General features: G+C 71.7%; 22 protein-coding genes. 19 read left to right on the top strand and 3 right to left on the bottom strand.

All coding sequences use genetic code 11. From position 1 onward, the window contains the following. Nucleotides 1–290 precede the first annotated feature (290 nt). The gene (locus tag ACFRQN_RS20835) at nt 291–1694 is read left to right on the top strand and encodes a GTP pyrophosphokinase family protein (protein ID WP_380741487.1); all 1404 of its coding nucleotides are present in this window, start codon (nt 291–293) and stop codon (nt 1692–1694) included. A 432-nt stretch (nt 1695–2126) separates the two neighbouring features. On the opposite strand, the gene ACFRQN_RS20830 is transcribed toward ACFRQN_RS20835, so the two are convergent. Beyond that, nucleotides 2127–2903 (bottom strand): GntR family transcriptional regulator, encoded by a 777-nt coding sequence (locus ACFRQN_RS20830; RefSeq protein ID WP_380741486.1) that lies wholly within the window; start codon nt 2901–2903, stop codon nt 2127–2129. Between the two features lie 250 nt (nt 2904–3153). Here ACFRQN_RS20830 and ACFRQN_RS20825 point away from each other — a divergent pair, with 250 nt between their 5' ends. From ACFRQN_RS20825 to ACFRQN_RS20800, 6 genes are all read left to right on the top strand, one after another. Continuing rightward, nucleotides 3154–3513, top strand: a complete 360-nt coding sequence (locus tag ACFRQN_RS20825) for a hypothetical protein (protein WP_380741485.1) — start codon at nt 3154–3156, stop codon at nt 3511–3513. After that, nucleotides 3513–3719 carry a hypothetical protein gene (locus tag ACFRQN_RS20820; RefSeq protein WP_117487749.1) on the top strand — a complete coding sequence of 69 codons (207 nt, stop codon included), beginning with the start codon at nt 3513–3515 and terminating at the stop codon, nt 3717–3719. Before ACFRQN_RS20825 ends, ACFRQN_RS20820 begins: the two co-directional genes overlap by 1 nt. Before the next feature lie 296 nt (nt 3720–4015). Beyond that, on the top strand, nt 4016–5023 hold the full coding sequence (locus ACFRQN_RS20815) for an FtsK/SpoIIIE domain-containing protein (protein WP_380741484.1): 1008 nt from the start codon (nt 4016–4018) through the stop codon (nt 5021–5023). Further along, nucleotides 5023–5214: a hypothetical protein gene (locus ACFRQN_RS20810; protein ID WP_380741483.1), complete on the top strand. Its 192-nt coding sequence runs from the start codon at nt 5023–5025 to the stop codon at nt 5212–5214. Before ACFRQN_RS20815 ends, ACFRQN_RS20810 begins: the two co-directional genes overlap by 1 nt. Nucleotides 5215–5341: 127 nt before the next feature. Next, nucleotides 5342–6766: a replication initiator gene (locus ACFRQN_RS20805; protein WP_380741482.1), complete on the top strand. Its 1425-nt coding sequence runs from the start codon at nt 5342–5344 to the stop codon at nt 6764–6766. After that, nucleotides 6763–6921, top strand: coding sequence for a hypothetical protein (locus ACFRQN_RS20800; protein WP_380741481.1), 159 nt, complete (start codon nt 6763–6765; stop codon nt 6919–6921). Before ACFRQN_RS20805 ends, ACFRQN_RS20800 begins: the two co-directional genes overlap by 4 nt. A gap of 40 nt (nt 6922–6961) precedes the next feature. On the opposite strand, the gene ACFRQN_RS20795 is transcribed toward ACFRQN_RS20800, so the two are convergent. Then, nucleotides 6962–8575, bottom strand: coding sequence for a recombinase family protein (locus ACFRQN_RS20795; RefSeq protein ID WP_380741480.1), 1614 nt, complete (start codon nt 8573–8575; stop codon nt 6962–6964). A gap of 240 nt (nt 8576–8815) precedes the next feature. Between ACFRQN_RS20795 and ACFRQN_RS20790 the strand changes: the two genes are divergently transcribed. The 7 genes from ACFRQN_RS20790 (at nt 8816) to obgE (ending at nt 17004) form a co-directional block, all read left to right on the top strand. After that, nucleotides 8816–9076 carry a type II toxin-antitoxin system VapB family antitoxin gene (locus tag ACFRQN_RS20790; RefSeq protein WP_117487746.1) on the top strand — a complete coding sequence of 87 codons (261 nt, stop codon included), beginning with the start codon at nt 8816–8818 and terminating at the stop codon, nt 9074–9076. After that, entirely contained in the window at nt 9052–9480 is a 429-nt protein-coding gene (locus ACFRQN_RS20785; RefSeq protein WP_117487745.1) for a PIN domain nuclease, read from the top strand. The genes ACFRQN_RS20790 and ACFRQN_RS20785 overlap by 25 nt, the downstream gene beginning before the upstream one ends. A gap of 170 nt (nt 9481–9650) precedes the next feature. Next, on the top strand, nt 9651–10451 hold the full coding sequence (locus ACFRQN_RS20780; protein ID WP_049659422.1) for a TIGR03936 family radical SAM-associated protein: 801 nt from the start codon (nt 9651–9653) through the stop codon (nt 10449–10451). A 397-nt stretch (nt 10452–10848) separates the two neighbouring features. Then, complete coding sequence (locus ACFRQN_RS20775) at nt 10849–14565, top strand: ribonuclease E/G (RefSeq protein WP_380741479.1); 3717 nt, start codon at nt 10849–10851, stop codon at nt 14563–14565. Between the two features lie 230 nt (nt 14566–14795). Beyond that, complete coding sequence (gene rplU, locus ACFRQN_RS20770) at nt 14796–15113, top strand: 50S ribosomal protein L21 (RefSeq protein WP_045696828.1); 318 nt, start codon at nt 14796–14798, stop codon at nt 15111–15113. Nucleotides 15114–15127: 14 nt separating this feature from the next. Continuing rightward, nucleotides 15128–15385: a 50S ribosomal protein L27 gene (gene rpmA / locus ACFRQN_RS20765; protein WP_030309712.1), complete on the top strand. Its 258-nt coding sequence runs from the start codon at nt 15128–15130 to the stop codon at nt 15383–15385. Between the two features lie 140 nt (nt 15386–15525). Next, nucleotides 15526–17004: a GTPase ObgE gene (obgE, locus tag ACFRQN_RS20760; protein ID WP_049659936.1), complete on the top strand. Its 1479-nt coding sequence runs from the start codon at nt 15526–15528 to the stop codon at nt 17002–17004. Nucleotides 17005–17103: 99 nt separating this feature from the next. Here the strand turns inward: obgE and ACFRQN_RS20755 are convergent, their stop codons facing one another. After that, the gene (locus ACFRQN_RS20755; RefSeq protein WP_380741478.1) at nt 17104–17850 is read right to left on the bottom strand and encodes a hypothetical protein; all 747 of its coding nucleotides are present in this window, start codon (nt 17848–17850) and stop codon (nt 17104–17106) included. A gap of 304 nt (nt 17851–18154) precedes the next feature. Here ACFRQN_RS20755 and proB point away from each other — a divergent pair, with 304 nt between their 5' ends. From proB to ACFRQN_RS20730, 5 genes are all read left to right on the top strand, one after another. Then, nucleotides 18155–19291 (top strand): glutamate 5-kinase, encoded by a 1137-nt coding sequence (proB, locus tag ACFRQN_RS20750; RefSeq protein WP_049660991.1) that lies wholly within the window; start codon nt 18155–18157, stop codon nt 19289–19291. Nucleotides 19292–19482: 191 nt separating this feature from the next. Then, nucleotides 19483–20007: a hypothetical protein gene (locus tag ACFRQN_RS20745; RefSeq protein WP_074000707.1), complete on the top strand. Its 525-nt coding sequence runs from the start codon at nt 19483–19485 to the stop codon at nt 20005–20007. 86 nt (nt 20008–20093) lie between these two features. After that, a complete protein-coding gene (locus tag ACFRQN_RS20740; RefSeq protein ID WP_074000708.1) occupies nt 20094–21410 on the top strand; it encodes a glutamate-5-semialdehyde dehydrogenase in 1317 nt (438 codons plus the stop codon). A gap of 134 nt (nt 21411–21544) precedes the next feature. Then, nucleotides 21545–22126 (top strand): hypothetical protein, encoded by a 582-nt coding sequence (locus tag ACFRQN_RS20735; RefSeq protein WP_074000709.1) that lies wholly within the window; start codon nt 21545–21547, stop codon nt 22124–22126. 106 nt (nt 22127–22232) lie between these two features. Then, on the top strand, nt 22233–23294 hold the full coding sequence (locus tag ACFRQN_RS20730) for a hypothetical protein (RefSeq protein ID WP_143204456.1): 1062 nt from the start codon (nt 22233–22235) through the stop codon (nt 23292–23294). The last annotated feature ends 49 nt before the right edge of the window (nt 23295–23343 follow it).

The raw sequence follows: 23343 nt of genomic DNA, 5'->3' as shown, positions 1-23343 counted from the left end.
AGGTTTACTAGTCACCTGTGACGAGATCCGAGCAGCATCGGTTGCCATCGGCTTAACTGAGGCTGCGGTTGCATACAGCCACTAAGGCTGGGAGCTGCCCCGCAGGGCGCTCCCCAGGCACCCGATATGACGGCAGACGCGGGTTCCTGCAGCCCACATGGTGGCTCACTCCACTGCCACAAGTGATCATGATTCGATCCGGCAATCGTGCCACAAGTGGATGTCGCACCGGCTAAAATCCCCATGCGCGACTCCTGGATCCCGGCTCACCATCACCAGGGAGTGAACCCTTGCCCAACGGCCTTCCATTCTCATATCAGCAATTTAGCGACTGGTACGACACCTACAAGAAGAAGTACCTGGACACCGCCAAAGAAGCTTCCTCGCGAGCGCTCTCCGAGCACCTTGAGAGTCAACTTAGCGAAATGGAAGCGGCGCGTGTTCGGGTCAGCGGAAGCCGAGTAAAGAGCAAGAGTCGGGTGTGGCGGAAGCTAAACCTTCCTAAATACAAGGACTCGGTGGAAGGCCTCGAAAGTATCCCAGAAGCAATCGACGATCTTGTTGGGCTGAGGATCACCTGTAATAATCATTCGGATGTCGCAAGGGTTGCTGATCTAATCAGGTCGCTTCCCGCTTCGGCGGGCTCCATGGAGTCAGCACTGACTCAGGATCCTGATTCATGGAAAGACTATTCTGGCGACCCCAAGCCTAGCGGATATCGCGCAGTTCACGTTAACCTCAAGGCTCCCATTTCATGGGCCGTAGACTGGCATTTCGTTACTTGTGAACTGCAGATTAGGACGCTTCTTCAGGATGGCTGGGGCGAACTTACGCATGAAGACACGTACAAGCCGGGAAGTGAACCCCCAGCCCTCGTAAAGACCTTGAGTCGCCGCATGGCTGACCTTCTTGCGGCCGTGGACGATATTGCACAGGACTTGCGCGAGGAGCTTGACCGAATCTCCACCGAGGCCGTTGGCGAGGCGCCAGAATCAACTCCGACAATAGAAAATGGAGAGCGCGCAGATACTTCCACTGAGCGTATTAACGAATTTGGATTCCGCGAAGCGGCGATGCGTTACTTGCGGGAACGGCTCGATGCCCTATCGCGCCCAATCGATCTAGCTAGCCTTGCATGGGAACTCCAGCGGGAGTTTGGTCAAGAGGTTAGTCAGGGATGGTTTGGGTTCCCAAGCTTCAAAGCCCTCGTCCGCGCATCCCATGGCAGTGTAGCAATTACTGATCAGCCGCCTGCTTACGTAATCCCCGATGGCTTTATTGCGCCTTCCGCTCCGCACTCCTCCGCTTCAAGCTCCGATGTTCCAGACGTGGCTACTGCCATGAGGAGGCTTGATCGGAATCTTCCGGTCCTCAGCAAGGGGCAACTTCGGGCCGCATGTGAGCGCCTGTCTGTCGCAACTAATGAGGCTGATTGGAATAAGCGGGCAAGTGACCTTGCTCGCGTCAATGATCTCACTCGAAGGGCCCGCGAGGCGGAGGTCGACATCGAATTTATCTCAAGGACCAATTTGGACTACATTGCCAAGGCCCTCCTCTTTTCTGGGAAACTGAAGGGACCTCTCACGCCTGCCGATGTCATGAACATTTACTGCACCTGGACTGTGAAGCGCCTCGACGGCATTGTCGCGCTCGAAGAGGAGGAACGGGCAGCGCTAGAAGAATGGCTCTCCTAGTTTAGGCGGACTTGGCGGTGCGGCCTGCCGTTCGGGCGGTGGAGTGGTTTTGGCCGGTGTCCTGCCTGGGGTGGGGTCGGGCATGATCGGGGGGCCGTAAGCTGCTGCGACTCGGTCAGGGCTTTTGGGCCTGACCGCAGTTTGGCCGAGTGGCCCCCCGGTCTTGCTCGACGCGGGTCCCGGTCCGGGGAGGTGGGTAAAACCGCGGAGCCGCCCGGCCTCAGCCACGACGGGTACTGACCTCGGCGCTTTCTGGGCCGCACGTTGTGGTGGGCGTGGCCGGCCGCCGCGGGCGCGGGGCGGAGACAGGAGCGGCGGCGAGCGGCAAGGCCGCGCGTCGGCGCGCTGTGCGCGCCCTTGAGTAAGTGGAGAAGAGTTGCGACAGCCCCCGCGCCCGTTGTGGACGTGGGGGCGGGGGCGTGTTCGGGCTGGTTAGCGGGAGGCCTTGGCGCGCTTGGGCTTGTGGGCGTCGATGGCGTAGGTGAGGGCGGTGGTTTCGGCGCCGAGGCGGGTCTCTTCGAGGATGAGGGGGAGGCCGGTGGCCTGGTCGCAGGTGATGCGGTGGGCGACCAGGAGGACGGCAGCCTCGGAGAGGTGGAGAGCCTCTCGCTCGTCGGGCTGGGGGACTCGGGCGCTGACCCGCTCGCGCCAGGTGAGGTCGTGGCCGGCGGCGGTGAGCGTCGCGTAAGCCTCGGCCGGGGTGGCGGCGGGGTGCTGGGCCAGGGGGGTGGCCTCGATGCGTTCCATGGGGAGCAGGAGGCGGTGGAGGGCGCGGCCGTCGCCGGCAGGGGCGGTGAGGAGGCGGTCGCAGCCAAGCATCAGCTCGTCCTGGTCCATCTCCAGTAGTGGCGCGGTGATGGCGTCGGTGCGGGTGCGGTAGACCGTGGGTTCCTCGGCGCGGTCGAACCAGGCGTCGATGGGCGTTGAGAAGGTGTCGCCCTGGGTGGTGATGGTTCGATCCTGGCTGGCGCTGGGCCCGTGGACGGCGGTGCGGACGAAGGTGCCGCGGCCTTGCTTCACGTCCAACTGCCCCTCGGTGCGGAGGGCGGCGACGGCGAGCCTGACGGTGGGGCGGGAGACGCCGTAGGTCTCGGCGAGATCGGTTTCGGTGGGCAGCTGGGTACCGGGGGGCCACTCGCCGGTGGCGATGGACTGTCGCATCGCCGCCGCCACCTGCTTGTGCAGTGCCTCGTTCCGAATGATCGCCATGGTGTTGACCCCTTGGTGCGGACGCCGGGGAACGGGCCCGCTTCGCGTGTGCCGTGTCGTTTTCGAGGGTTCGTCTGTGGTCGTTTGCCCTGGTTGGGCGGCATCTCTAGGTCTGTCGTCAGTTGCTAGCCGTTAAACGTAAGCATGAATTGCTTGCGTCGGGGCGTCAAGGAGGAGCATCATCGAGGCGCCAAAGGTAAGTACGTTTGACGACTGACGTCACGCCTTGGTGCCAGAGGAGTGTGCGCTCATGCAGTCCATTCCCGTGGACGGAACCCGGATCGGCGCGATGACCTGCATCGTTGCCCCCGAAGTGCGGATCGCGAACCGCGAGACCGGGGAGATCAGGAAGGACCGGGAGGGCCAGACCGTCTACACGGTCGGGGTCGCGGTCCGGCAGGACGGCCGGCGGGCCTCGATCATCGAGATCAGCGTGTCCGGCGAACCGGTCGGCGTCGTGGAGGGCGTGCGGGTGCACGTCACCGGCCTGATGGCCTTCTCCTGGGCGATGGGGGACCGGCACGGCCTGTCCTTCCGGGCCGACGCCATCACCCCGGTTCCGGTTGCCGTCCCGGCTCCGGCGGCCTCCCGCAAGGGCGGCGACGCCTGATGAGCGGCGCGACCCGTGTGAAGCTGCGCGGCCTGCTGCGTGAACTCGGCGACCTGGCCGAAGAGGTCGACCCGTTCGGGCGGGACGACGAGGGGGCTCAGCTCTTCGACCACATCGCCGGCATCGCCACCAAGGCTGCCGGCCAGGCCCGTGACCTGGAGACCGTGGCCCACAACACGGCGGTGGAGAACGGGGGACGGCTGTGATCGTCCTTCAACTGCTCTGGGTGGCGATGCTGGCAACGGTGCTCATCGCGCTCAGCATGGCCCCGGTGCTGAGGCGCAGCCACCCCTATCTCTGGTGGCACCTGTTCGGCTACCCGGCGACCGTGATCCGAGTCCGGATGACGTGGCGGCGTCTGACCACGAACCTCGGCCTCGCTGTGGCCAAACGTCCGGGGCGGGCCAGAGTCGGGGACTTGATGGTTCGAGGGGATCCGCTTCGGCCGACACCGCCCCGGCTGGGTGTCGCGAAGTGCCGGCGTGGCGGCATCGACGTGCGGGTGCGGCTTCACCCCGGGCAGGTGCCCGAGCACTTCGCCGAGGCCCTCGACGCGCTCACCCATGCCTGGCGGGTGCACGCGGTACGGCTGGTCGCGGACGAGCGCGGGTTCCTCACCCTCTCGGCGCTCGCCTGGGACCCGCTGATCACGCCGGTGGCGCCGTACCGGTTGAAGGAGCGGCTGTTGCGGGCGGCGGTCGGGCTGCTGGAGGACGGCCGGGCCTGGACGATCGACCTGCGGCGGGCGCCGCACTGGCTGATCGTCGGCGCGACCCGCTCCGGGAAGTCCACCCTCATCGCCGCGCTGGTGAAGGAACTCGCCCCGCAACGCGTCGCCCTGTTCGGCATCGACCTCAAGGGCGGCATGGAGCTGTCCCTGTTCGAGGACCGGCTGTCGGCTCTGGCGGCCACCCGGGCGGAAGCCGCCCACCTGCTCGCGGAGCTGGTCGCGGAGACCGAAGCCCGGATGCAGCTGTGCCGCTCGGTCGGGGCCCGGTCCGTCTGGGACCTGCCGCCGAAGCTTCGCAAGATGCCGGTCGTCGTCATCGTGGACGAGGTAGCGGAGCTGTACCTGGTGGCGACCAGGGACGACAAGGCGGAGGTGGGGGAGATCTCCACCAACCTGCTCCGGCTCGCCCAGCTCGGTGCCGCTCTGGGCGTCCACCTGGTGGTCGCGGGGCAACGGGTCGGCTCCGACCTCGGCCCCGGGGTGACCGCCTTGCGGGCGCAGTTGGCCGGCCGGGTCTGCCACCGGGTGAACGATGCCGGGACGGCGGAGATGGCGCTGGGCGATCTCGACAAGGACGCCCTGGCTGCCGCGCAGCAGATCACCGCCGCTGAGCAGGGCGTCGCCATCACGGTTGGCGCCGACGGTCGGTGGATCCGCGCCCGGTCCGTCCACGTCACCCCCGAACAGGCACGCCGAGCGGCGAGGAAGTACGCCCGGCTGGCTCCGTCCTGGCCCGGCCTCCACACGGCGGACGAGCCGAACGAAGGGGTCTACATCTGATGGGCGCCGCTCTCATCCTGACCGCCGTCCTGGCCCTCGTCACCTACCTCCTGGTCCGCTCCGGCGAACTCAAGATCTGGCACGTCGTCCTCGTCGGCGTCCTCGGGATCTACCTCGACCGCATCGGCTGGGCCGACCCCGTCGTCTACGCGGTGACCTGGCTCGTCCAGGGACTCACCCACACCACCTGAGAGGCGTGATCACTGTGCCGACCCGACCAGCCGCCCAGCCCGCCCGTCCCACCGCCGCCCCCGGCCGCGCCACCGCATGCCTGGCCCGGCCGGGGCCCGGCAGACCCTGGCCCTGGAGACATCCACCATGACCGCCGGCACCAACCCGTACACCGACCCCACCGCACGCCGTGCCTTCCTCGACCGGGAGGCGCGGCTGCGCCAACTGCCGCCGACAGAACGTGACTTCGTCCGCCTCGGTGAGATGCCGGACCTGAACCGCTGGCTGGAGCAGATCCGTACCACCGGTGGGTGTGCCGAGCCGGTCTACCTCGCTGGGCACACCACCACCCTCGACGCCGACACCGGCGAAGTCCTGCGCCACTACTCGACCGGCACCGAACCCGGTGACCGGCTCGCCGTCCGCTGCCGCAACCGGCGGGCCTCCCGCTGCGCGCCCTGCTCCTGGGAGCACAGCGGCGACACCTTCCACCTGGTCCGCTCCGGTCTGGTCGGTGGCAAAGGCGTCCCGGAAACGGTACGGACGCACCCGCGGTTGTTCGTCACCCTGACCGCGCCGTCGTTCGGGCCGGTGCACCGGGCGGGCGACTGCCACCCGGCTTGGCGTCGACGGTGTGAGCACGGCGGCTGCCAAGGCTGCGGTCGAACCCACCTGGAGGCTGACCCGCTCGTCGGGCAACCGCTCTGCTCGGACTGCTACGACTACCCCGGGCACGTCCTGTGGAACGCCATGGCCCCGGCCCTGTGGAAGGCCTTCCGCGACAACCTGTACCACCACCTCGCCACCGGGGCGGGCGTCGGCCGCTCAGAGGTGCGCACCCTGGTCAGGGTCTCCACCGCCAAGGTCGCCGAGTACCAGAAGCGTGGCGCCGTCCACTTCCACGCCGTCATCAGACTCGACGGCCCGGACGGTCCCACTACTCCGCCTCCGCCGTGGGCAGCAGAAGACCTCCTGCTGGAGGCCGTCCGCTCGGCGGTCGCTGCCGTGGCGCTCCCGGGTCCCGACTCGATGGCCTCCGGCGGTGGACGGCTCGGCTTCGGCGCTCAGCTGGATGTGCACCCCCTTATAACGGGAGGTGGCGGGCACATCTCGGACGATGCAGTGGCGGCCTACGTCGCCAAGTACACGAGCAAAAGTGTGGAGGCCGCCGGCGCTGTCGATCGCCGTATCGAGTCTCTGGCAGAGATACAGGCCCTGCGCGTCAGCCCGCACGTCCGCGCCCTCATCACCACCGCCTGGCGCCTCGGCGGCTTGCCCGAACTTCAGCACCTGCGGCTTCGGGCCTGGGCCCACATGCTCGGGTACCGGGGGCACTGCCTGACCAAGACGCGGGCCTACTCCACTACATATGGGCAGCTCAGAGCCGCCCGCGCCGAACACGCCTGCGGCCTGTACGCGGACTGGGACGACGAGACCGTGGCCGAAGGTGCCTGGCGCTTCGTAGGGACCGGCCACACCCCGGCCGAAGCGCTCGTCGCGGCCGGCATCGCCGAAGACCTCGCCACCAACCGGGAGATCGTCCGCGCGGAGCAGGCAGGGGAGAGACCATGACGGCCAAGCAGGCGGGGGTAGCAGCGATAGGTCCGTGCGACGCGGCACCGGCTCCGTTGCTACCGCAGGTGCTCCGGGCCCTGGTCATCGAAAGCGAGATCGTCATCGTGGACGACGACGGGCATGAGGAGCCGTACGACTCGGCCAAGCACTGATGACTGGCAGCCCCCGCCGTGATGACGGGGGCTGCCGCCGTCAGAGCTTGCTCGCGAAGTCGTCTTCCTTCACGATCAGCCGGTCGCGGTAGTCCTTGGGGATCATGAGTCGCAGCTTGATCGCGGGAGCCCGCTGACCCTTGACCTTGGTTCGGGTGACCTCGCAGCGGACGCCCACCCTCAGGAGGTCCGCCGCCATGGCCTCGGTACCGCCGGCCTCCCACTGCTGGCGGAACGTCTTCCCGTTGGCCACGTTCACCCACCGGTCTTCGGTGGTCTCGGGGTCGATTTCCCCGAGTTCGGTGATCAGCTTGTCCAGCGTCTCCTCCGCCTGCTCGCGCGTGAACCGCGTCTTGGCGTACCGGCCGCCGGGCTCCAGTTCCTTCATGTAGTAGGCGATGGACTCCTCAAGCTGCGCCACATGGGCGCGCGCCTCTGCGCCTCGTGCGTACTCGCGCACCTGCACGGGCTCGTCGCCGAGGACTGACAGCACGTCGAGGACGAGCTTGGCGTTGATCGCGTCGGGGTTGGTGGCGCCCAGGCCTCCGCCCTTGCAGCCCTGGCACCGCAGGTACTCGTACACCCGGTCCTTGACGCGGTTCCGCTGTTCCAGCATGTTCGTCTTGCAGTCGACGCAGACGAAGACCCCGAGGAACTTCGTGGCTCCGCCGGGCCGGCGCTGGGGCTGGTTCTTGCTGCGCTTGTCGAGATCCGCTTGGAGCTCGTGGAACTCATCGTCGGCGAAGACGGCCTCCGCGACCCGGATGGGCTTCCCGGCCTTGTCCAGGACGAGCTTGGACCGGCGGGCGCTGCCCTTCTTCTCCTCTTCTACCCGGTAGCCCATCAAAGCGGGGTTGCGGAGCTGGCGGAGGAGGGTCGTGGCCGTGAGGCCGTCGCTGGCGAGACCCGCGCGCTTGAGCAGCTTGACCATGCGGGTAGCGGAGACGCCTCGACGGGCCATGCGGCGGCACCAGTGCAGGGCTTTGTGGGCGTCGTCCTCGATGACGAGGACGACGTTCCCGTTCTCGTCCTCGGCGGTCGTGTACCCGAAGGCGGGCTTGCCGACCAGCCAGGCGGACTGGGTCTTGGCGTAGTCCCAGAGGCTCGCGACCCGGGTGCTCGTGTTGGTGGCCTCGATCTCCGCGATGCCGCCGATCAGCGTCACCAGGATCTTGCCGACGACCGTGGTCAGGTCGATCGAGTCGTGCTTGGAGACCAGGTTCTTCCCGTACTTCAACGCCCAGTCGATCATCGTGTTCAGGTCGGAGAGCCGGCGGATGAACCGGTCGAGCTTCCAGAACAGCAGCACGTCGAACTCGGGCGACCGGTTGTTCAGCCAGTCGCCCAGCTGCTTCCGCTTCCACGGGGGCACCTTGGTCGCGGACACGTTCAGGTCGCTGGCGACGCCGACCACCCGGCACCCCCGGTTCAGGGCTTCGCGGCGGAGGTCGAGCTCCTGGCGGACGGGGGAGGTGGTGTCTTCCGTCAGCACGGACAGCCGGACCGAGAGCAGCGCCCGGGGCGCGTCCGCCGGAAGGGCGGCCTCGGCTCTCATCAGGTCCGCCAGCAGCGCCAGATCCGCAGCGGTCCACTCGGCCTCTACCGTGTACGCCTTCTGCTGCGCGGCGCGTGTCGTACGGGTGCGCTTCGCCATGTCGGTGACCCCCTCGACGGTTTTGGGACTGCCTCTATCTAGCCCCAGATGGACACCCAGATCCAGATCGGCCCCACCGGCAAGAAGATGCTCCCCCTGACGGTCGTCAACAAGTAGTCGTACAGCCTCGGCGCCCCGTGCTGGATGTATCCAGCGCGGGGCGCTACTGTCTATCTGGGGACCCTGATTGAGTATAGAATTTAAACATGGTTCCAGTGTAGATAAGGGGAGGTGTAGAGTATGGCCAAGACGATGATCGACATCGATGAAGAAGCGCTGGCCCTGGCTGCCGAGGTGCTCGGAACCACGACGAAGAAGGACACCGTCAACGCTGCGCTGGCGGAGATAGGGGCGCGGCGCCGCAGGGAGCTCGCGCTGCAGGAACTCGCGCGGCTCGCTGAGGACGGCGCGTTCGACAAGGTGCTGGAGCCCGGGTTCAAGGACGAGGTCCGGCGCGGAAAGCAGGGTGGGGCTGAATGGGAGCTCGGGAAGGCTTCCTGATCGACACCTCGGCAGCGGCGCGGCTGATCGCGAAACCGGCGACGCTGTCGCTCTGGGGCGAGGCCCTGGCCTCCGGGAAGATCGGCATGTGCGCTCCGACTGAGGGCGAGCTGCTGTACTCGGCTCGGTCGGCCGCCGAAATGCGGGCCATGCGGGCGCAGTTCGAGCGGTTGTACACCTGGTGGGTCGTGCCTGATGACGTCTGGCAGCGGATTCCGGCGCTCCAGCTTCGGCTCGCCGAATCGGGCAGCCATCGGTCCGCGGGTGTGGTCGACCTTGTGGTCGCCGTCACGGCGATGCACCACGGACTGACCGTGCTGCACTACGACCGGGACTTCGAGACCATCGCCAAGCACGCCGACCTCAAGGCCAGGTGGCTGGCCGAGCCCGGATCGCTGGACTGAGGAGCGGCTCTGACCAGGGGCGGAGCGAGGGGGGTGGCGGGGCGCGTACCCTTTGAGGTGACAGAGTCCGGACAGTGGCGGGAAGACGCCACGCCGGACGGGGACAACTGACTAAGGACTGAGCGACCCTGGCACGCCGTACGCCCGACGGTCCGCCGCCCGCGCCGACGGTGCAGCGGATTCGTCTCCGCTACACCAAGCGCGGCCGGCTCCGCTTCACCAGCCACCGCGACTTCCAGCGCGCCTTCGAGCGCGCCCTGCGCCGGTCCGCCGTTCCGATGGCCTATTCGGCCGGCTTCACCCCGCACCCGAAGGTCTCCTACGCGAACGCGGCCCCGACCGGGGTGGCGAGCGAGGCGGAGTACCTGGAGATCGGCTTGGCCGCTGTCCGCGACCCCGAGCAGCTGCGGGCGCAGCTGGACGAGTCGCTGCCGACGGGCCTGGACGTGATCGACGCGGTCGAGGTGCGGACGCCGAACTTCGTGGAGCGCCTGGAGGCCTCCGAGTGGCTGCTCCGGCTGGACGGTGTCGAGCCCGACGCGGCCGCCGACGCGGTCGCGCGCTTCCTCGCCGCCGAGCGGGTCGAGGTCGAGCGCCGCACCAAGAACGGCCTGCGGGTCTTCGACGCGCGGGGCGCGGTGGCGGCGCTGGAAGCCGTCCCGGCCCAGGTCGAGGCCGGTGCGGACGCCGGGGCCGGAACCGACCGCGATGTTCGGACCGGCCGTCCCTGTGCGATACTGCGCCTGGTAGTACGACACGCCACACCAGCCGTACGACCCGACGACGTATTGTCCGGTCTCCGTGTGACGGCCGACCTGGCGCCGCCGGTCCCCGCAGAGGTGACCAGGCTGGCGCAGGGGCCGCTCGACGAGGAGTCCGGCACGGTGACCGACCCGCTGGCGCTCGACCGCGCAGCGGCCCCGGTCGGCTCGGAGCCGGCAGCAGGGCCGCACGCTACCGCGTCCGCCTAGCGGGGGGAGGCCGGGCCCAGTGCCTCACTGGGCCCGACGGTCCTCCAGGGTTCCCGCGGCTCCCCAGGGGAGCGAGCGTCGTCGCAGCGCAGGCCTGCCAACCGGGGCCTGCCGACCAGGAAGGTCGGCCGGTCCGGGACCCCGTCCGGGAGCCACCCGGGGTTGGGGGACGGCGCAGCTTGGGAAAACCTCAGAAGACTGGTCAGACCAGAAGACTTTCGACACCCCGCCGTGTGCGGGGCGCCGAGCGAGACTACGAGCCCCTGTGCGGCCTCGCGTCCGCGCGGCGGCACCGTTCCAAGGGTCCGGTCCAGGCATCGTCGTGATGCCGGCCGCCCAGCGGTGCCGTGCCGTGCCCGGATGCGGAGCCCGGGGGCCTGACGGGAGATCCACCCGCATGCTCGATAACACCGATCCGCAGCAGACTGCGGCCACGGAACAGAACGAAACCGCCGCGACCGGTGGTGAGGGCGCGTCCGCCGCGCCGCCGCGCCGTCGCCGCCGCGCGGTGTCCCGCCCGGCGGGTACCCCGCAGGGTGCGGCCGCCGACGCGGCCGAGACGGTCGTGCCGGCCGAGGCCCCCGCGGCCGCCCCGGCTCCGGCCGTGGAGCCGACGGCCGAGCCGGCCGCCGAGAAGCCCGTCCGGGCCCGCCGTACCCGTAAGCGCGCCGAGGCCCCGGCCGGGGCGCCGGAGGCCACCCCGATCGTGGTGACCGCGCCGGAGGCCGTCGAGGCCCCGGTGGCCGAGGCCCCCGTGAAGGCCGCGAAGGCCTCGAAGACCACCAGGGCCGCCAAGGCCGCGAAGGCGGAGACCGCCGAGCCGACGGCCGAGCCGACGGCCGAGCCGGCCGCCGAGAAGCCCGTCCGGGCCCGTCGTACCCGCAAGCGCGCCGAGGCGCCCGCCGGTGCCCCCGTGGCCGAGGCCGCGGCCCCCGTCGTCGAGGCGCCGGCCGTCGAGACCCCCGCCGTGGAGGCCCCCGCCGCCGAGCCGGTGGCCGAGGAGGCCCCGGCCGCTCCGGCCCGCCGCCCCCGCCGCCGTCGCGTGGTCGAGGCCGCGCCGGTCGTCGAGGCCCCGGTGGCGGAGCCCGCCGCCGAGGAGCCGCAGGCCGAGGAGCCCGCCGTCGTGGAGGAGGCCGAGGAGGAGGCCGCCGAGGCCCCCGCCGCCGCGCCGGCCGCCCGGCCCGCCGCTGCTGCCCCGGCCGCCGAGGCCGAGCCGCCCCACCGGGTGCGCCGCCGTGCGGTCCGCCCGGCCACCGCCGTCTTCCAGGCGCCGGTGTTCCAGGAGCCCGCCTCCTTCGTCGCGCCGTCCGCTCAGGCGGCACAGGCCGCGCCGTCCGCTCCGGTGGCGCAGGCCGCTCCGCAGCAGCCCGCCGCCGCCCCGGCGAAGGCCGAGGCTCCGGCCGCGGCCCCGGTGCAGGCCGGGCGCGAGGAGGAGGACGACGAGTTCGAGTACAGCGGTGTCGGCCGTCGCCGCCGGGTCCGCACCCGGGTCGAGCCGACCCGTCGCAAGTCGGGCGCCCAGGCTCCGGTGAAGGCCGCCGCGAAGGCCGCCAAGGCCGCGGCGAAGGCGCCGGTCGCGGCACCCGTCGTCGAGGTCCCGGTCGTCGAGGCGCCCGCCGTCGAGGCCCCCGCCGCCGGTCCGGAGACCGAGGACGAGTGGGAGGACGGCCGTCCGTCGCGCCGTCGCCGCCGGGGCGGTCGCCGCCGTCGCCGCGGTGAGGCCGAGGAGTTCGAGGCCGCCGAGGCCGTCGAGACCGAGCAGTCCGTCGAGGAGTCGGCCGAGGCCGTCGCCGAGGACGAGGGCGAGGAGGACGACGACCTGGCCGCCGGCCTGTCCTCGTCGCGCCGCCGCCGTCGCCGTCGCCGCCGCAGCGGTGAGGCCGGCGCCGTCGAGACCGCCGAGACCACCGAGGACGGCGTCCGTACGGTGGTGAAGGTGCGCGAGCCGCGCCGCCGTTCCACCGAGCCGTCGTTCGACCCGGACGAGGTGCAGTCCATCAAGGGCTCGACCCGTCTGGAGGCCAAGAAGCAGCGCCGCCGCGAGGGCCGCGAGCTGGGCCGCCGCCGGGTGCCGATCATCACCGAGGCCGAGTTCCTGGCCCGCCGCGAGTCGGTCGAGCGCGTCATGGTGGTGCGCCAGAGCGGCCAGCGGACCCAGATCGGCGTCCTCGAGGACGGCGTGCTGGTCGAGCACTACGTCAACAAGGAGCAGGCCACCTCGTACGTCGGCAACGTCTACCTGGGCAAGGTCCAGAACGTGCTGCCGTCGATGGAGGCCGCCTTCGTCGACATCGGCAAGGGCCGCAACGCGGTGCTGTACGCCGGCGAGGTCAACTTCGGCGCGCTGGGCCACGGCGGCCCGCGCCGGATCGAGTCGGTGCTGAAGTCCGGCCAGTCCGTGCTGGTGCAGGTCTCCAAGGACCCGATCGGCCACAAGGGCGCCCGCCTGACCAGCCAGATCTCGCTGCCCGGCCGCTACCTGGTGTACGTGCCCGAGGGCTCGATGACCGGCATCTCGCGCAAGCTCCCGGAGAACGAGCGCGCCCGACTGAAGCAGATCCTCAAGAAGATCGTCCCGGACGACGCGGGCGTCATCGTGCGCACCGCCGCCGAGGGCGCCTCCGAGGAGGAGCTGACCCGCGACGTCCAGCGCCTCCAGCAGCAGTGGGAGGACATCCAGAAGAAGGCCGCGACCGGCAACGCCCCGGCGCTGCTGTACGGCGAGCCGGACATGACCGTCCGGGTCGTCCGCGACATCTTCAACGAGGACTTCACCAAGGTCATCGTCTCCGGCGACGAGGCGTGGAAGACCATCCACGAGTACGTCTCCAACGTGGCCCCGGACCTCGCCGAGCGGCTCCAGCGGTGGACCTCCGAGGTGGACGTGTTCGCCACCTACCGGATCGACGAGCAGCTGATGAAGGCGCTGGACCGCAAGGTCTGGCTGCCCAGCGGCGGTTCGCTGGTGATCGACCGCACCGAGGCGATGGTCGTCATCGACGTCAACACCGGGAAGTTCGTCGGCCAGGGCGGCAACCTGGAGGAGACGGTCACCCGGAACAACATCGAGGCGGCCGAGGAGATCGTGCGCCAGCTGCGGCTGCGCGACCTCGGCGGCATCATCGTGATCGACTTCATCGACATGGTGCTGGAGTCCAACCGCGACCTGGTGCTGCGCCGCCTGCTGGAGTGCCTGGGCCGGGACCGGACCAAGCACCAGGTGGCCGAGGTCACCTCGCTGGGCCTGGTCCAGATGACCCGCAAGCGGGTCGGCCAGGGCCTGCTGGAGTCCTTCTCCGAGCCGTGCGTGCACTGCAACGGCCGCGGCGTGATCGTCCACATGGAGCAGCCGAGCGCCCACGTCCACGCCCCCGTGGTGGCGGGCGAGGCCGGTGCGGGCAGCGGCAAGCGCCGTCGCCGGGGCAAGGGCGGCGCGGGCCACGAGGAGCCGCAGGCCGTCGAGGCCGCGGTGGCCGTGGCGGCCGAGCCGGTCGCGGTGGAGGCCTTCGCCGAGCCGGCCGAGCCGGTGCGCGAGGAGATCGAGGGCCAGCTGGCCCTGGAGGTCCCGGGCGTCGAGGCCCCGGCCGAGGCGGCTCCCGCCGTCCCGGCCCCGGTCGTCGAGGCTCCCGTGGCGGAGGCCCCGGCCGCCGCTCCGGCGGGCCGTCCGCGCCGCCGCGCGGTGCGCAAGGCGACCGCTCCGGCGGGCTCCCCGGGCACCGCCGAGATCGTGGTGCTCCAGGCCAAGGCCGAGGCGGCGCTGGAGGCGGCCCTGGAGGCCGCCGCCCCGGCGGTCGCGGAAGCCGCGGCCGAGGCCGTCACCGAGGCGCCGGGTGAGCCGGTCGTGGCCGCGGAGGCCGCGGTCGTCGCCGAGGCTCCGGAGGCCGTCGAGGCACCGGAGACCGCCGAGGCCGTCGAGGCCGCCGCCGAGGCTGCGGCCGAGGAGGCGCCGGCGCCGAAGAAGCGGGCCGCCCGCAAGACCGCCGCGAAGAAGACCGCCGCCAAGAAGACCACCACGGCGGCCAAGAAGACCACCGCCCGCAAGACCGCCACCAAGCGGACGAGCGCGGCGGCCAAGAAGGCCGCGGCCGCCGAGGGTGATACGGCGTCCGAGTAGTGCCCACGCCCCGGGGCGGGAGTGATCCCGCTCCGGGCCGTACGGGCCGGTTTGCCCCCCGGGCGGCCGGTCCGTATTCTTGACCATCGGCGTGTCTACGCCATTGCTCCCGAGCACATCACCTTCCCGAGGTCACCGCGTTCGCGTGGAGGGCCGGGGAGAGGCTCCTGTGTCCGTACCCAGGTGGCTGGCGTCGGGGGTTCCGACCGAGCAAGGAAAGCAGGTACCGCATGTACGCGATCGTTCGCGCAGGCGGCCGCCAGCACAAGGTCGCCGTCGGCGACGTGCTGGAGATCGACCGTATCGAGGCCAAGCCGGGTGACTCGGTCGAGCTCTCGACCATCCTCGTCGTCGACGGTGACGCTGTCACCTCCGACCCGTGGGTCCTGGCCGGCGTGAAGGCTCACGCCGAGGTGGTCGACCAGACCAAGGGTGACAAGATCGTCATCCTGCGTTACAAGAACAAGACCGGCTACCGCCGCCGTCAGGGTCACCGTCAGCAGCACACCGCGGTGCGCATCACCAGCATCGACTCGGTCAGCAAGTAAGGGGATAGCGAAAAATGGCACACAAGAAGGGCGCAAGCTCTACTCGTAACGGCCGTGACTCGAACGCCCAGCGCCTCGGCGTGAAGCGCTTCGGTGGCCAGGTCGTCTCCGCCGGCGAGATCCTCGTCCGCCAGCGCGGCACCCACTTCCACCCGGGTGCCGGTGTCGGCCGCGGTGGCGACGACACCCTGTTCGCGCTGACCGCCGGTGCGGTGCAGTTCGGCACCCGTCGTGGCCGCAAGGTCGTCAACATCGTGGCCGTCGAGGCCTGAGTCCCCGCGGACTCCCGAGTCTGAGAAGACCCACCGGGTCGGGACAAGACTCACAGTGAAGGGTGGGCCGGAATTCTCCGGTCCACCCTTCACGCTTTACGCAGGTAGCAAGCAGACTCTCGCGCACTGGAGGCACACCCATGACCACCTTCGTGGACCGCGTCGAACTTCACGTCGCCGCGGGTAACGGGGGCCACGGCTGCGCCTCCGTGCACCGCGAGAAGTTCAAGCCGCTCGGCGGCCCGGACGGCGGCAACGGCGGGGAGGGCGGCAGCGTCATCCTCACCGTGGACTCGCAGGTCACCACCCTGCTGGAGTACCACCACTCGCCCAAGCGCAAGGCCACCAACGGCAAGCCGGGCGCGGGCGGCCACCGCACCGGCGCGGACGGCGAGGACCTCGTCCTGCTGGTGCCGGACGGCACCGTGGTGCTGGACCGCAAGGGCAACGTGCTGGCCGACCTGGTCGGCCACGGCACCAGCTTCGTCGCGGCCCAGGGCGGCCGCGGCGGCCTCGGCAACGCCGCGCTGGCCTCGGCCCGCCGCAAGGCGCCCGGCTTCGCGCTGCTCGGCGAGCCCGGCGAGGCCCGTGACATCGTCATGGAGCTCAAGTCCGTCGCCGACGTGGCCCTGGTCGGCTACCCGAGCGCCGGCAAGTCCTCGCTGATCTCGGTGCTCTCGGCCGCCAAGCCGAAGATCGCGGACTACCCGTTCACCACCCTGATCCCCAACCTGGGCGTGGTCACCGCGGGCGACACCGTCTACACCATCGCCGACGTGCCCGGCCTGATCCCGGGCGCCAGCCAGGGCCGCGGCCTGGGCCTGGAGTTCCTGCGCCACGTCGAGCGCTGTTCGGTGCTGGTGCACGTGCTGGACTGCGCCACCCTGGAGCCCGGCCGCGACCCGCTGACCGACCTGGAGACCATCGAGGCCGAGCTCGCCGAGTACGGCGGTCTGGAAGACCGTCCGCGCCTGGTCGCGCTCAACAAGGTGGACGTCCCGGACGGCCAGGACATCGCCGACCTGACCCGCGCCTCCCTGGAGGAGCGCGGCTACCGGGTGTTCGAGGTCTCCGCCGCCTCCCGCAAGGGCCTGCGCGAGCTGAGCTTCGCCGTGGCCGGGATCGTCGCCGAGGCGCGCGCCGCCAAGCCGGCCGAGGAGTCGACCCGGATCGTGCTGCGGCCCAAGGCCGTCGACGACGCCGGCTTCACCATCACCGAGGAGGACGGCGCGTACCGCATCCGCGGCGTCAAGCCGGAGCGCTGGGTCCGCCAGACCGACTTCAGCAACGACGAGGCCGTCGGCTACCTCGCCGACCGGCTGGCCCGCCTCGGGATCGAGCAGGAGCTGTGGAAGATCGGGGCGCACGAGGGTGACACCGTCATCATCGGCCCCGAGGAGAACGCCGTCGTCTTCGACTGGGAGCCGACCATGGCCGCCGGTGCCGAGATGCTCGGCCGCCGTGGTGAGGACCACCGCTTCGAGACCCCGCGCCCGGCGGTCGACCGCCGTCGCGAGAAGCAGAAGGGCCGGGACGCGGCCGAGTCCGAGTTCCTCGCCTTCGAGGCGCTCTCCAGCGGCCGCCAGGCCGCCATCGAGGGCGACGATGACGAGGACTGAGGATTGAGGACTGAGGACCGCTGACCGGTCCGGTCCGGACGGCCCCTGCCACCTGTCGAGGCGGCAGGGGCCGTCCGCGTGTCCGGCGGTGACGGGGCGTCACTTGGTCCAGGAGGCCTGGAGCTTCAGCGGGTCGGCCAGGTCGGTGTAGCCGACGGCGGCCGGGGTGTTGCCGGGGGTGGAGATGATGGTGCAGCCCTTGACCTCGGCGCCCTTGGCCACGCCCTGGAACTTCGCGCCGGTGCACTTGGGCAGCGGGGTCGCGGCGGTCAGGACGTTGACGCCCTTCTTGCCCGTGGTGTCGAAGAGCACGAGCTTCGAGTCCGGGGCGGTGAAGGAGAGGCTGGCGTCCCCGAGGTTCTTGATGGTGTAGCTGACGTACATCGGGGTGCGGCCTTCCAGGCCGACGATGCTGATCTTGGCGGCGGTGAAGTCCTGCGCCGAACCGGCCTCGACGCCGGTGATGGTGACCTCCAGCTTGGTGGCGACCTTGGAGGTCTTGTCGGCGAAGTCCACGGTGGCGCTCTGGCCGACCTTCACGCTGGTGGCGGCCGCCGGGACGGCTCCGGCGCCCGCCGCGCCGGCCGTGCCGGCCCCGCCCGCCGCACCGGAGGGGGCCGCTCCCGAGGGGGCCGCGGCCGAACCGCCGGCCGCGCCCCCGGCGGTGGCACCCGGGGTCGCGCCGGTCTGGGGCGCGCCGGTCTGGGCCGGGGCCGCGCCGGTGGCGCCGCCGGTACCGGCCGGGGTGTCCGGGTTGTCCGGCCCGCAGGCCGCGAGCGAGAGGGCGGTGGCCGCCGCGAGCGCGGCGACGGTCAGCTTGGTGGTGTACGAACGCATGGTGCGCATTTCTCCTGGGCGCACGGCCGCGACCGTTGCCGGCCTTTGCCCAGTGCGGCGCCGCCCGTCGTGACAGGAAGGGTCGATGACGACATGGGTACAGCGGGCAAGAAGCCGTCCCCCGATCTGGCTTGCGGTCAGGGACCATACCAGCCATCCGGCTTGGCGGGCGGCCCGCGGCGACCCGTACCGGATCCGGTCCATCCGGTGAAACACCCCGCCGGTGACCTGCGGGGATCGCGTAGATTTCGGGGGTGACGGCCGGGCCCGGGCCCCGCCGTACCCGCACCACACCGGAAGGGCGTACAGCGAGATGAGCGAGGACCCTCTGCGGGAGGAGGTGCTGACCGCACGGCGGATCGTCGTCAAGGTCGGCTCCTCGTCCCTGACCACGGCGACCGGCGGCCTGGACGCCGACCGCGTCGACGCCCTGGTGGACGCGCTCGCCAAGCTGCGCGGCCGCCCCGAGGCCCCGGAGGTGGTGCTCGTCTCCTCCGGCGCGATCGCCGCCGGGCTCGCCCCGCTCGGCCTGGACCGCCGGCCCAAGGACCTGGCCCGCCAGCAGGCCGCCGCCAGCGTCGGCCAGGGCCTGCTGGTCGCCCGCTACACCGCCTCCTTCGCCCGGTACGGCATCCGGGTCGGCCAGGTGCTGCTCACCGCCGAGGACGCCAGCCGGCGCGCCCACTACCGCAACGCGTACCGCACCCTGGACCAGCTGCTGGCGATGGGCGCGATGCCGATCGTCAACGAGAACGACACCGTCGCCACCGCCGAAATCAAGTTCGGCGACAACGACCGGCTGGCCGCCCTGGTCGCCCACCTGGTCCGCGCCGACCTGCTCGTACTGCTCTCCGACGTGGACGGCCTGTACGACGGCGACCCGTCCCGCCCCGGCACCAGCCGGATCGCCGAGGTGCGCGGCCCGCAGGACCTCGACGGCATCGAGATCGGCAGCGCCGGCAAGGCCGGCGTCGGTACCGGCGGCATGGTCACCAAGGTCGAGGCGGCCCGGATCGCCACCGGCGCCGGCATCCCGGTCGTGCTCACCGCCGCCAGCCAGGCCGCCGACGCGCTGGCCGGCCGGCCCACCGGCACGCTCTTCCTGCGCACCGGCAGCCGCACCTCCGACCGGATGCTCTGGCTGGCCCACGCGAGCAGCCCGCGCGGGGCGCTGCACCTGGACGAGGGCGCCGTCCGGGCGGTCGTCTCCGGCGGCGCCTCGCTGCTGCCCGCCGGGGTCACCAAGGTCGACGGGGAGTTCGCCGCGGGTGATCCGGTGGACCTTCTTGCCGAAAACGGCCACATCGTGGCTCGCGGACTGGTCAACTTTGATGCGAGGGAGTTGCCCCGCCTGCTCGGCCGGTCCACCCGCGACCTGGCCCAGGAGTTCGGCGCCGCGTACGAGCGCGAGGTCGTCCACCGCGACGACCTGGTCGTTCTGCGCGGTTGACCGGCCCGGTCGACCGTGCCGGGGCCTGCCCCGGCACCGGCCGCCCGGCCGATCGGCGCCGCGCGGACGGCGGGCCGCTCCGTACCGGGAGCGGCCCGGCCGCGGGCGAGGAGGGGCGCAGCCGTACCGGTCGGCCGAGGGCCGACGGGGCCGGTGGGGACGACACGACATCGCCGAACAGGAGGCCGCCGGTGGAACGCAGGCGCGAGGCAGCGCTGACCGCAGGGACCGCGGGCCGGCGGCTGACCAGCATCGACGGCGGACGCGGGGACGGCCCCGCCGAGCCGGCCGGTCCGCCGACGCAGCGGCCCGGCGGGATGCGCGGGATGCGGCCCGAACTCGACCGGGCGGCCCAGCCGCCCACCGTGCCCGAGCAGGCGCGGCTGTGGCACGTGGTGCTGAGCGTGGCCGGGCAGGTCACCCCGCTGTCCGCGCTGCGCGCCTCGCTGGAGCAGCTGGCGCACGACCACTCGTTCTTCCTGACCGCCCGCTACGCGGCCGACCACGCCGAGATCCGCTACTGGGAGCAGGCCCGGGACCTGCACGACGCGGCGGCCATCGCGCTGCGGCTGTGGGGCGAGCACAAGGTCACCTCGAACCTGCCGCCCTGGGAGATCGTCGGGCTGGAGGTGGTCGACCGGGCGACGTACCACAAGCGGGTGGCGGAGGGCTTCGGCGAGCCGCCGCCGCACCTGGGCGGCGTGCACCCGTACTGAGCGCCCGTACCGAACGCCGTACCGAGCTGTCTCACCGGGCGAAATGCCGCCCGGGCGGGGCCGGCGCAGTCGCTACCCTTGGCGGCATGACCAGCGATCTCGCCACCGCCGACAGCCCCGTCCTCGCCGTAGCGCGCCGAGCCCGGGAGGCCGCCGCCGCGCTCGCCCCGCTGCCGCGCGGCGCGAAGGACGCCGCGCTGCTGGCGGTCGCGGACGCGCTGGTGGCCCGCAGCGCGGAGATCGTCGCGGCCAACGCCGAGGACGTGGAGCGGGCCCGGGCGGCCGGCACGGCCGAGTCGGTGATCGACCGGCTGACCCTGACCGACGAGCGGATCGCCGCGATCGCCTCGGACGTGCGCGACGTGGCCGGCCTGCCCGACCCGGTCGGCGAGGTGGTGCGCGGCTACACCCTGCCCAACGGCCTGGACGTGCGGCAGGTCCGGGTGCCGCTCGGCGTGGTCGGCATCATCTACGAGGCCCGCCCGAACGTCACCGCGGACGCCGCCGCGCTCTGCCTCAAGTCCGGCAACGCGGTGCTGCTGCGCGGCTCCGCCTCGGCCTACCGCTCCAACAGCGCGCTGGTCGCCGTGGTGCGCGACGCCGTCGCCGCGGCCGGGCTGCCCGCCGACGCGGTCCAGCTGGTGCCGGGGGAGAGCCGGGAGTCGGTGCGGGAGCTGATGCGCGCCCGCGGCTACGTGGACGTGCTGATCCCGCGCGGCGGCGCCTCGCTGATCCGCACCGTGGTCGAGGGCTCCACCGTCCCGGTGATCGAGACCGGCACCGGCAACTGCCACGTCTACGTGGACGCCGAGACCGACCTGGCGATGGCCGTCGGCATCCTGCTGAACTCCAAGGCGCAGCGGGTCAGCGTCTGCAACTCCGCCGAGACGCTGCTGGTCCACCAGGACGTCGCGGACGCCTTCCTGCCGCTCGCGCTGGCGGCGCTCGCCGGGGCCGGGGTCACCGTGCACGGCGACGAGGCGGTGCTGAAGGCCGCCGAGGGCGGACCGGCCACCGTGGTGCCGGCCACCGACGAGGACTGGGGCACCGAGTACCTCTCGCTGGACCTGGCCGCCGCCGTGGTGCCCTCGCTGGACGCCGCCGTCGAGCACATCCGCCGCTGGTCCTCCGGCCACACCGAGGCGATCGTCACCACTTCGCAGGCCGCCGCCCGCCGCTTCACCCGGTTGGTGGACTCCACCACGGTGGCCGTCAACGCCTCCACCCGCTTCACCGACGGCGGCGAGTTCGGCTTCGGCGCGGAGATCGGCATCTCCACCCAGAAGCTGCACGCCCGCGGCCCGATGGGCCTGCCCGAGCTGACCAGCACCAAGTACATCGTCACTGGTGACGGGCACGTGCGGGGCGAGGCCGCGCAGACCGTGGGCGGCGGGGTCGAGTAGGCGCGCAGGCCGCAGGCCGCGGGCGGGGGCGCGGACGGCCGCCGGGCGGCGCGCGCGGGGCGTCCGTCACACGTGCGACGGACCAACTGCCGGGAGCCACAGACAAATCGTCCGGCCGGTAATACGCTGAATCCGTGGCTGAGGATGTGGGGGGCTTCCCGTACCCCGACGGCTCCGACCACGGTGGTGCGGACGACGAGTTCGCCACCGTGGTCTTCGACGAGGCCTTCGTCCGGTCCGCCGCCGTGCACGAGCCGACCGCCAAGGAGCGGCAACTCGCCGCCGCCGAGGCCCGGTTCGAGCCGGACGCCGCGGGGCCGGGCTGGGGCCGTGACGTTCCGGCCGGGGACGGGCTGCCGCTGGAGCTGCGCCCGTACCCGAGCGGACTCGACGCGGACCACCTCTACCCCGACCCCTGGTCGGGGCCGGGCCGGGCGGCCGACCGCCGGGTCCGGCGGTGGCGGCGCGGTGACGACCCGGTGCGCGTTCCCGGGCGGTACGTGGCCCAGCAGCGGTGGCACCGGCCGGTGGCCTGGGTGCTCGCCGTGATCATGGGGGTGAGCCTGGTGGCGGTCGCCGTCGCGGCGATCTACCAGGGGGTGGGCGGCCCCTCGGGCACGCCCCGGCGCCCCCAGTCCGGCAGCAGCAGCACCGGGGTGGCCCCCGGGCAGGCCCCGGCGGAGCCCCCGCTGGTGGTCACGGCGCCCGCGGGCTAGCCCGAGCGCCCGGGGGCGCACGCCCCGGGGCAGTGGTCACGGAGCGTTCCCGGGAATGTGCGCCCGGACCCTCGTGGCGGCGCTGGTGTCCGCCTACCCTGGTGGTGTGGGTGACCCGCGAGAGCCTCCTGAGGGGACGCCCGAGGGCGGTTCCGGCAACGAGGACGAATTCCGGTCCGTCGTGTTCGACGAATCGTTCGTGCGGGCTGCCCGCATCCAGGAACTCTCCGCCCGGGAGCGGCTGGCGGGCTCCTTCGGCAAGGCCACCCGGTCGCGGGTGCGGTTCGGCCCGCTGGGCACCGTCCCGCGCCAGGCACTCATCCTGCTGCTGCTCATCCTGCTCGCCTTCGGGGCCGCGGTGTACTTCGGGGTGAGCTCGCCGAAGGGCACCGCGGTGCGGCCCGAGGGCAGCCAACTGACCGTCAGCCTGGTCGCGTTGAGCCCGGCGTCGGCCGTCCACCCGGTCGCCGACCCGGCGGACCCGTTCGCCGCGCTGCCGCTCGGGTACGGGGACGGCACGATCGGGCTGAACACCCCGACCGGCGCCGCCACCGGGAACTTCGGCCGGGTCGAGGTGGCCAAGGCGCTCGACACCGTCCAGCGCTACCTGGTCGCCTCCTCGCTCTCCCCGGCGACGCTGGTCCAGGGCGCCACCGCCGACGTACGGGTCTTCGTCACGCCGGGTGAGCAGGCGGAGTTCGACGCGAGCGTGGCGCAGCCGGTGGACGACCGCCACCACGCGGTGACCGGCTGGATGGTCCGCTTCGACCCGGCACAGGTCGCGTTGGCCTCGAACACCGTGAAGGTGGTCGGCGCGATGCGGATCGACGAGGCGGACAGCGGGACGCTGCAGATCACCACCGACCACACCTTCGTCTACGCGCTCAAGCCGGCCGGCGCCCCGGCCGGGGCGCCGGTCACCCTGGAGACCGTGCGGCGGCAGCTGACCTTCGAGTTCGACCGGGTGGACCTGGCCTCGGGGCAGCTGCGGCTGGTGGACTCGGTGGTGCAGGCCGGGCCGGAGCCCTGCGGCGCCTCGATGGCGGGCTTCCTGCAGCCGGTGCTGGCCACCGCGCAGGGCACGGCGGTCACGCCGCCGACGCCGGTCGACCCCGGCAACCACGCCCGGCCGGGCTGGCAGGTGTGCGAGGTGCTGGCGGGCGGCTGAGGCGCCCGGGCCGTGGAACGCGACGGCGGCCGGTGCCCCGGGCGGGACG

Source organism: Kitasatospora sp. NPDC056800 (assembly GCF_042789775.1).
Classification (GTDB): domain Bacteria; phylum Actinomycetota; class Actinomycetes; order Streptomycetales; family Streptomycetaceae; genus Kitasatospora.
Note: the sequence above shows the minus strand (reverse complement) of the source record. Positions and strands in the feature narration are given on the sequence as shown.

What these genes read in the sequence shown, in the direction of transcription:
- ACFRQN_RS20830 (WP_380741486.1), bottom strand. Translation starts at nt 2,903, where the DNA reads ATGGCGATCATTCGGAACGAGGCACTGCACAAGCAGGTGGCGGCGGCG.
- ACFRQN_RS20825 (WP_380741485.1), top strand. Translation starts at nt 3,154, where the DNA reads ATGCAGTCCATTCCCGTGGACGGAACCCGGATCGGCGCGATGACCTGC.
- ACFRQN_RS20820 (WP_117487749.1), top strand. Translation starts at nt 3,513, where the DNA reads ATGAGCGGCGCGACCCGTGTGAAGCTGCGCGGCCTGCTGCGTGAACTC.
- ACFRQN_RS20810 (WP_380741483.1), top strand. Translation starts at nt 5,023, where the DNA reads ATGGGCGCCGCTCTCATCCTGACCGCCGTCCTGGCCCTCGTCACCTAC.
- ACFRQN_RS20805 (WP_380741482.1), top strand. Translation starts at nt 5,342, where the DNA reads ATGACCGCCGGCACCAACCCGTACACCGACCCCACCGCACGCCGTGCC.
- ACFRQN_RS20800 (WP_380741481.1), top strand. Translation starts at nt 6,763, where the DNA reads ATGACGGCCAAGCAGGCGGGGGTAGCAGCGATAGGTCCGTGCGACGCG.
- ACFRQN_RS20795 (WP_380741480.1), bottom strand. Translation starts at nt 8,575, where the DNA reads ATGGCGAAGCGCACCCGTACGACACGCGCCGCGCAGCAGAAGGCGTAC.
- ACFRQN_RS20790 (WP_117487746.1), top strand. Translation starts at nt 8,816, where the DNA reads ATGGCCAAGACGATGATCGACATCGATGAAGAAGCGCTGGCCCTGGCT.
- ACFRQN_RS20785 (WP_117487745.1), top strand. Translation starts at nt 9,052, where the DNA reads ATGGGAGCTCGGGAAGGCTTCCTGATCGACACCTCGGCAGCGGCGCGG.
- ACFRQN_RS20775 (WP_380741479.1), top strand. Translation starts at nt 10,849, where the DNA reads ATGCTCGATAACACCGATCCGCAGCAGACTGCGGCCACGGAACAGAAC.
- rplU (WP_045696828.1), top strand. Translation starts at nt 14,796, where the DNA reads ATGTACGCGATCGTTCGCGCAGGCGGCCGCCAGCACAAGGTCGCCGTC.
- rpmA (WP_030309712.1), top strand. Translation starts at nt 15,128, where the DNA reads ATGGCACACAAGAAGGGCGCAAGCTCTACTCGTAACGGCCGTGACTCG.
- obgE (WP_049659936.1), top strand. Translation starts at nt 15,526, where the DNA reads ATGACCACCTTCGTGGACCGCGTCGAACTTCACGTCGCCGCGGGTAAC.
- ACFRQN_RS20755 (WP_380741478.1), bottom strand. Translation starts at nt 17,850, where the DNA reads ATGCGCACCATGCGTTCGTACACCACCAAGCTGACCGTCGCCGCGCTC.
- proB (WP_049660991.1), top strand. Translation starts at nt 18,155, where the DNA reads ATGAGCGAGGACCCTCTGCGGGAGGAGGTGCTGACCGCACGGCGGATC.
- ACFRQN_RS20740 (WP_074000708.1), top strand. Translation starts at nt 20,094, where the DNA reads ATGACCAGCGATCTCGCCACCGCCGACAGCCCCGTCCTCGCCGTAGCG.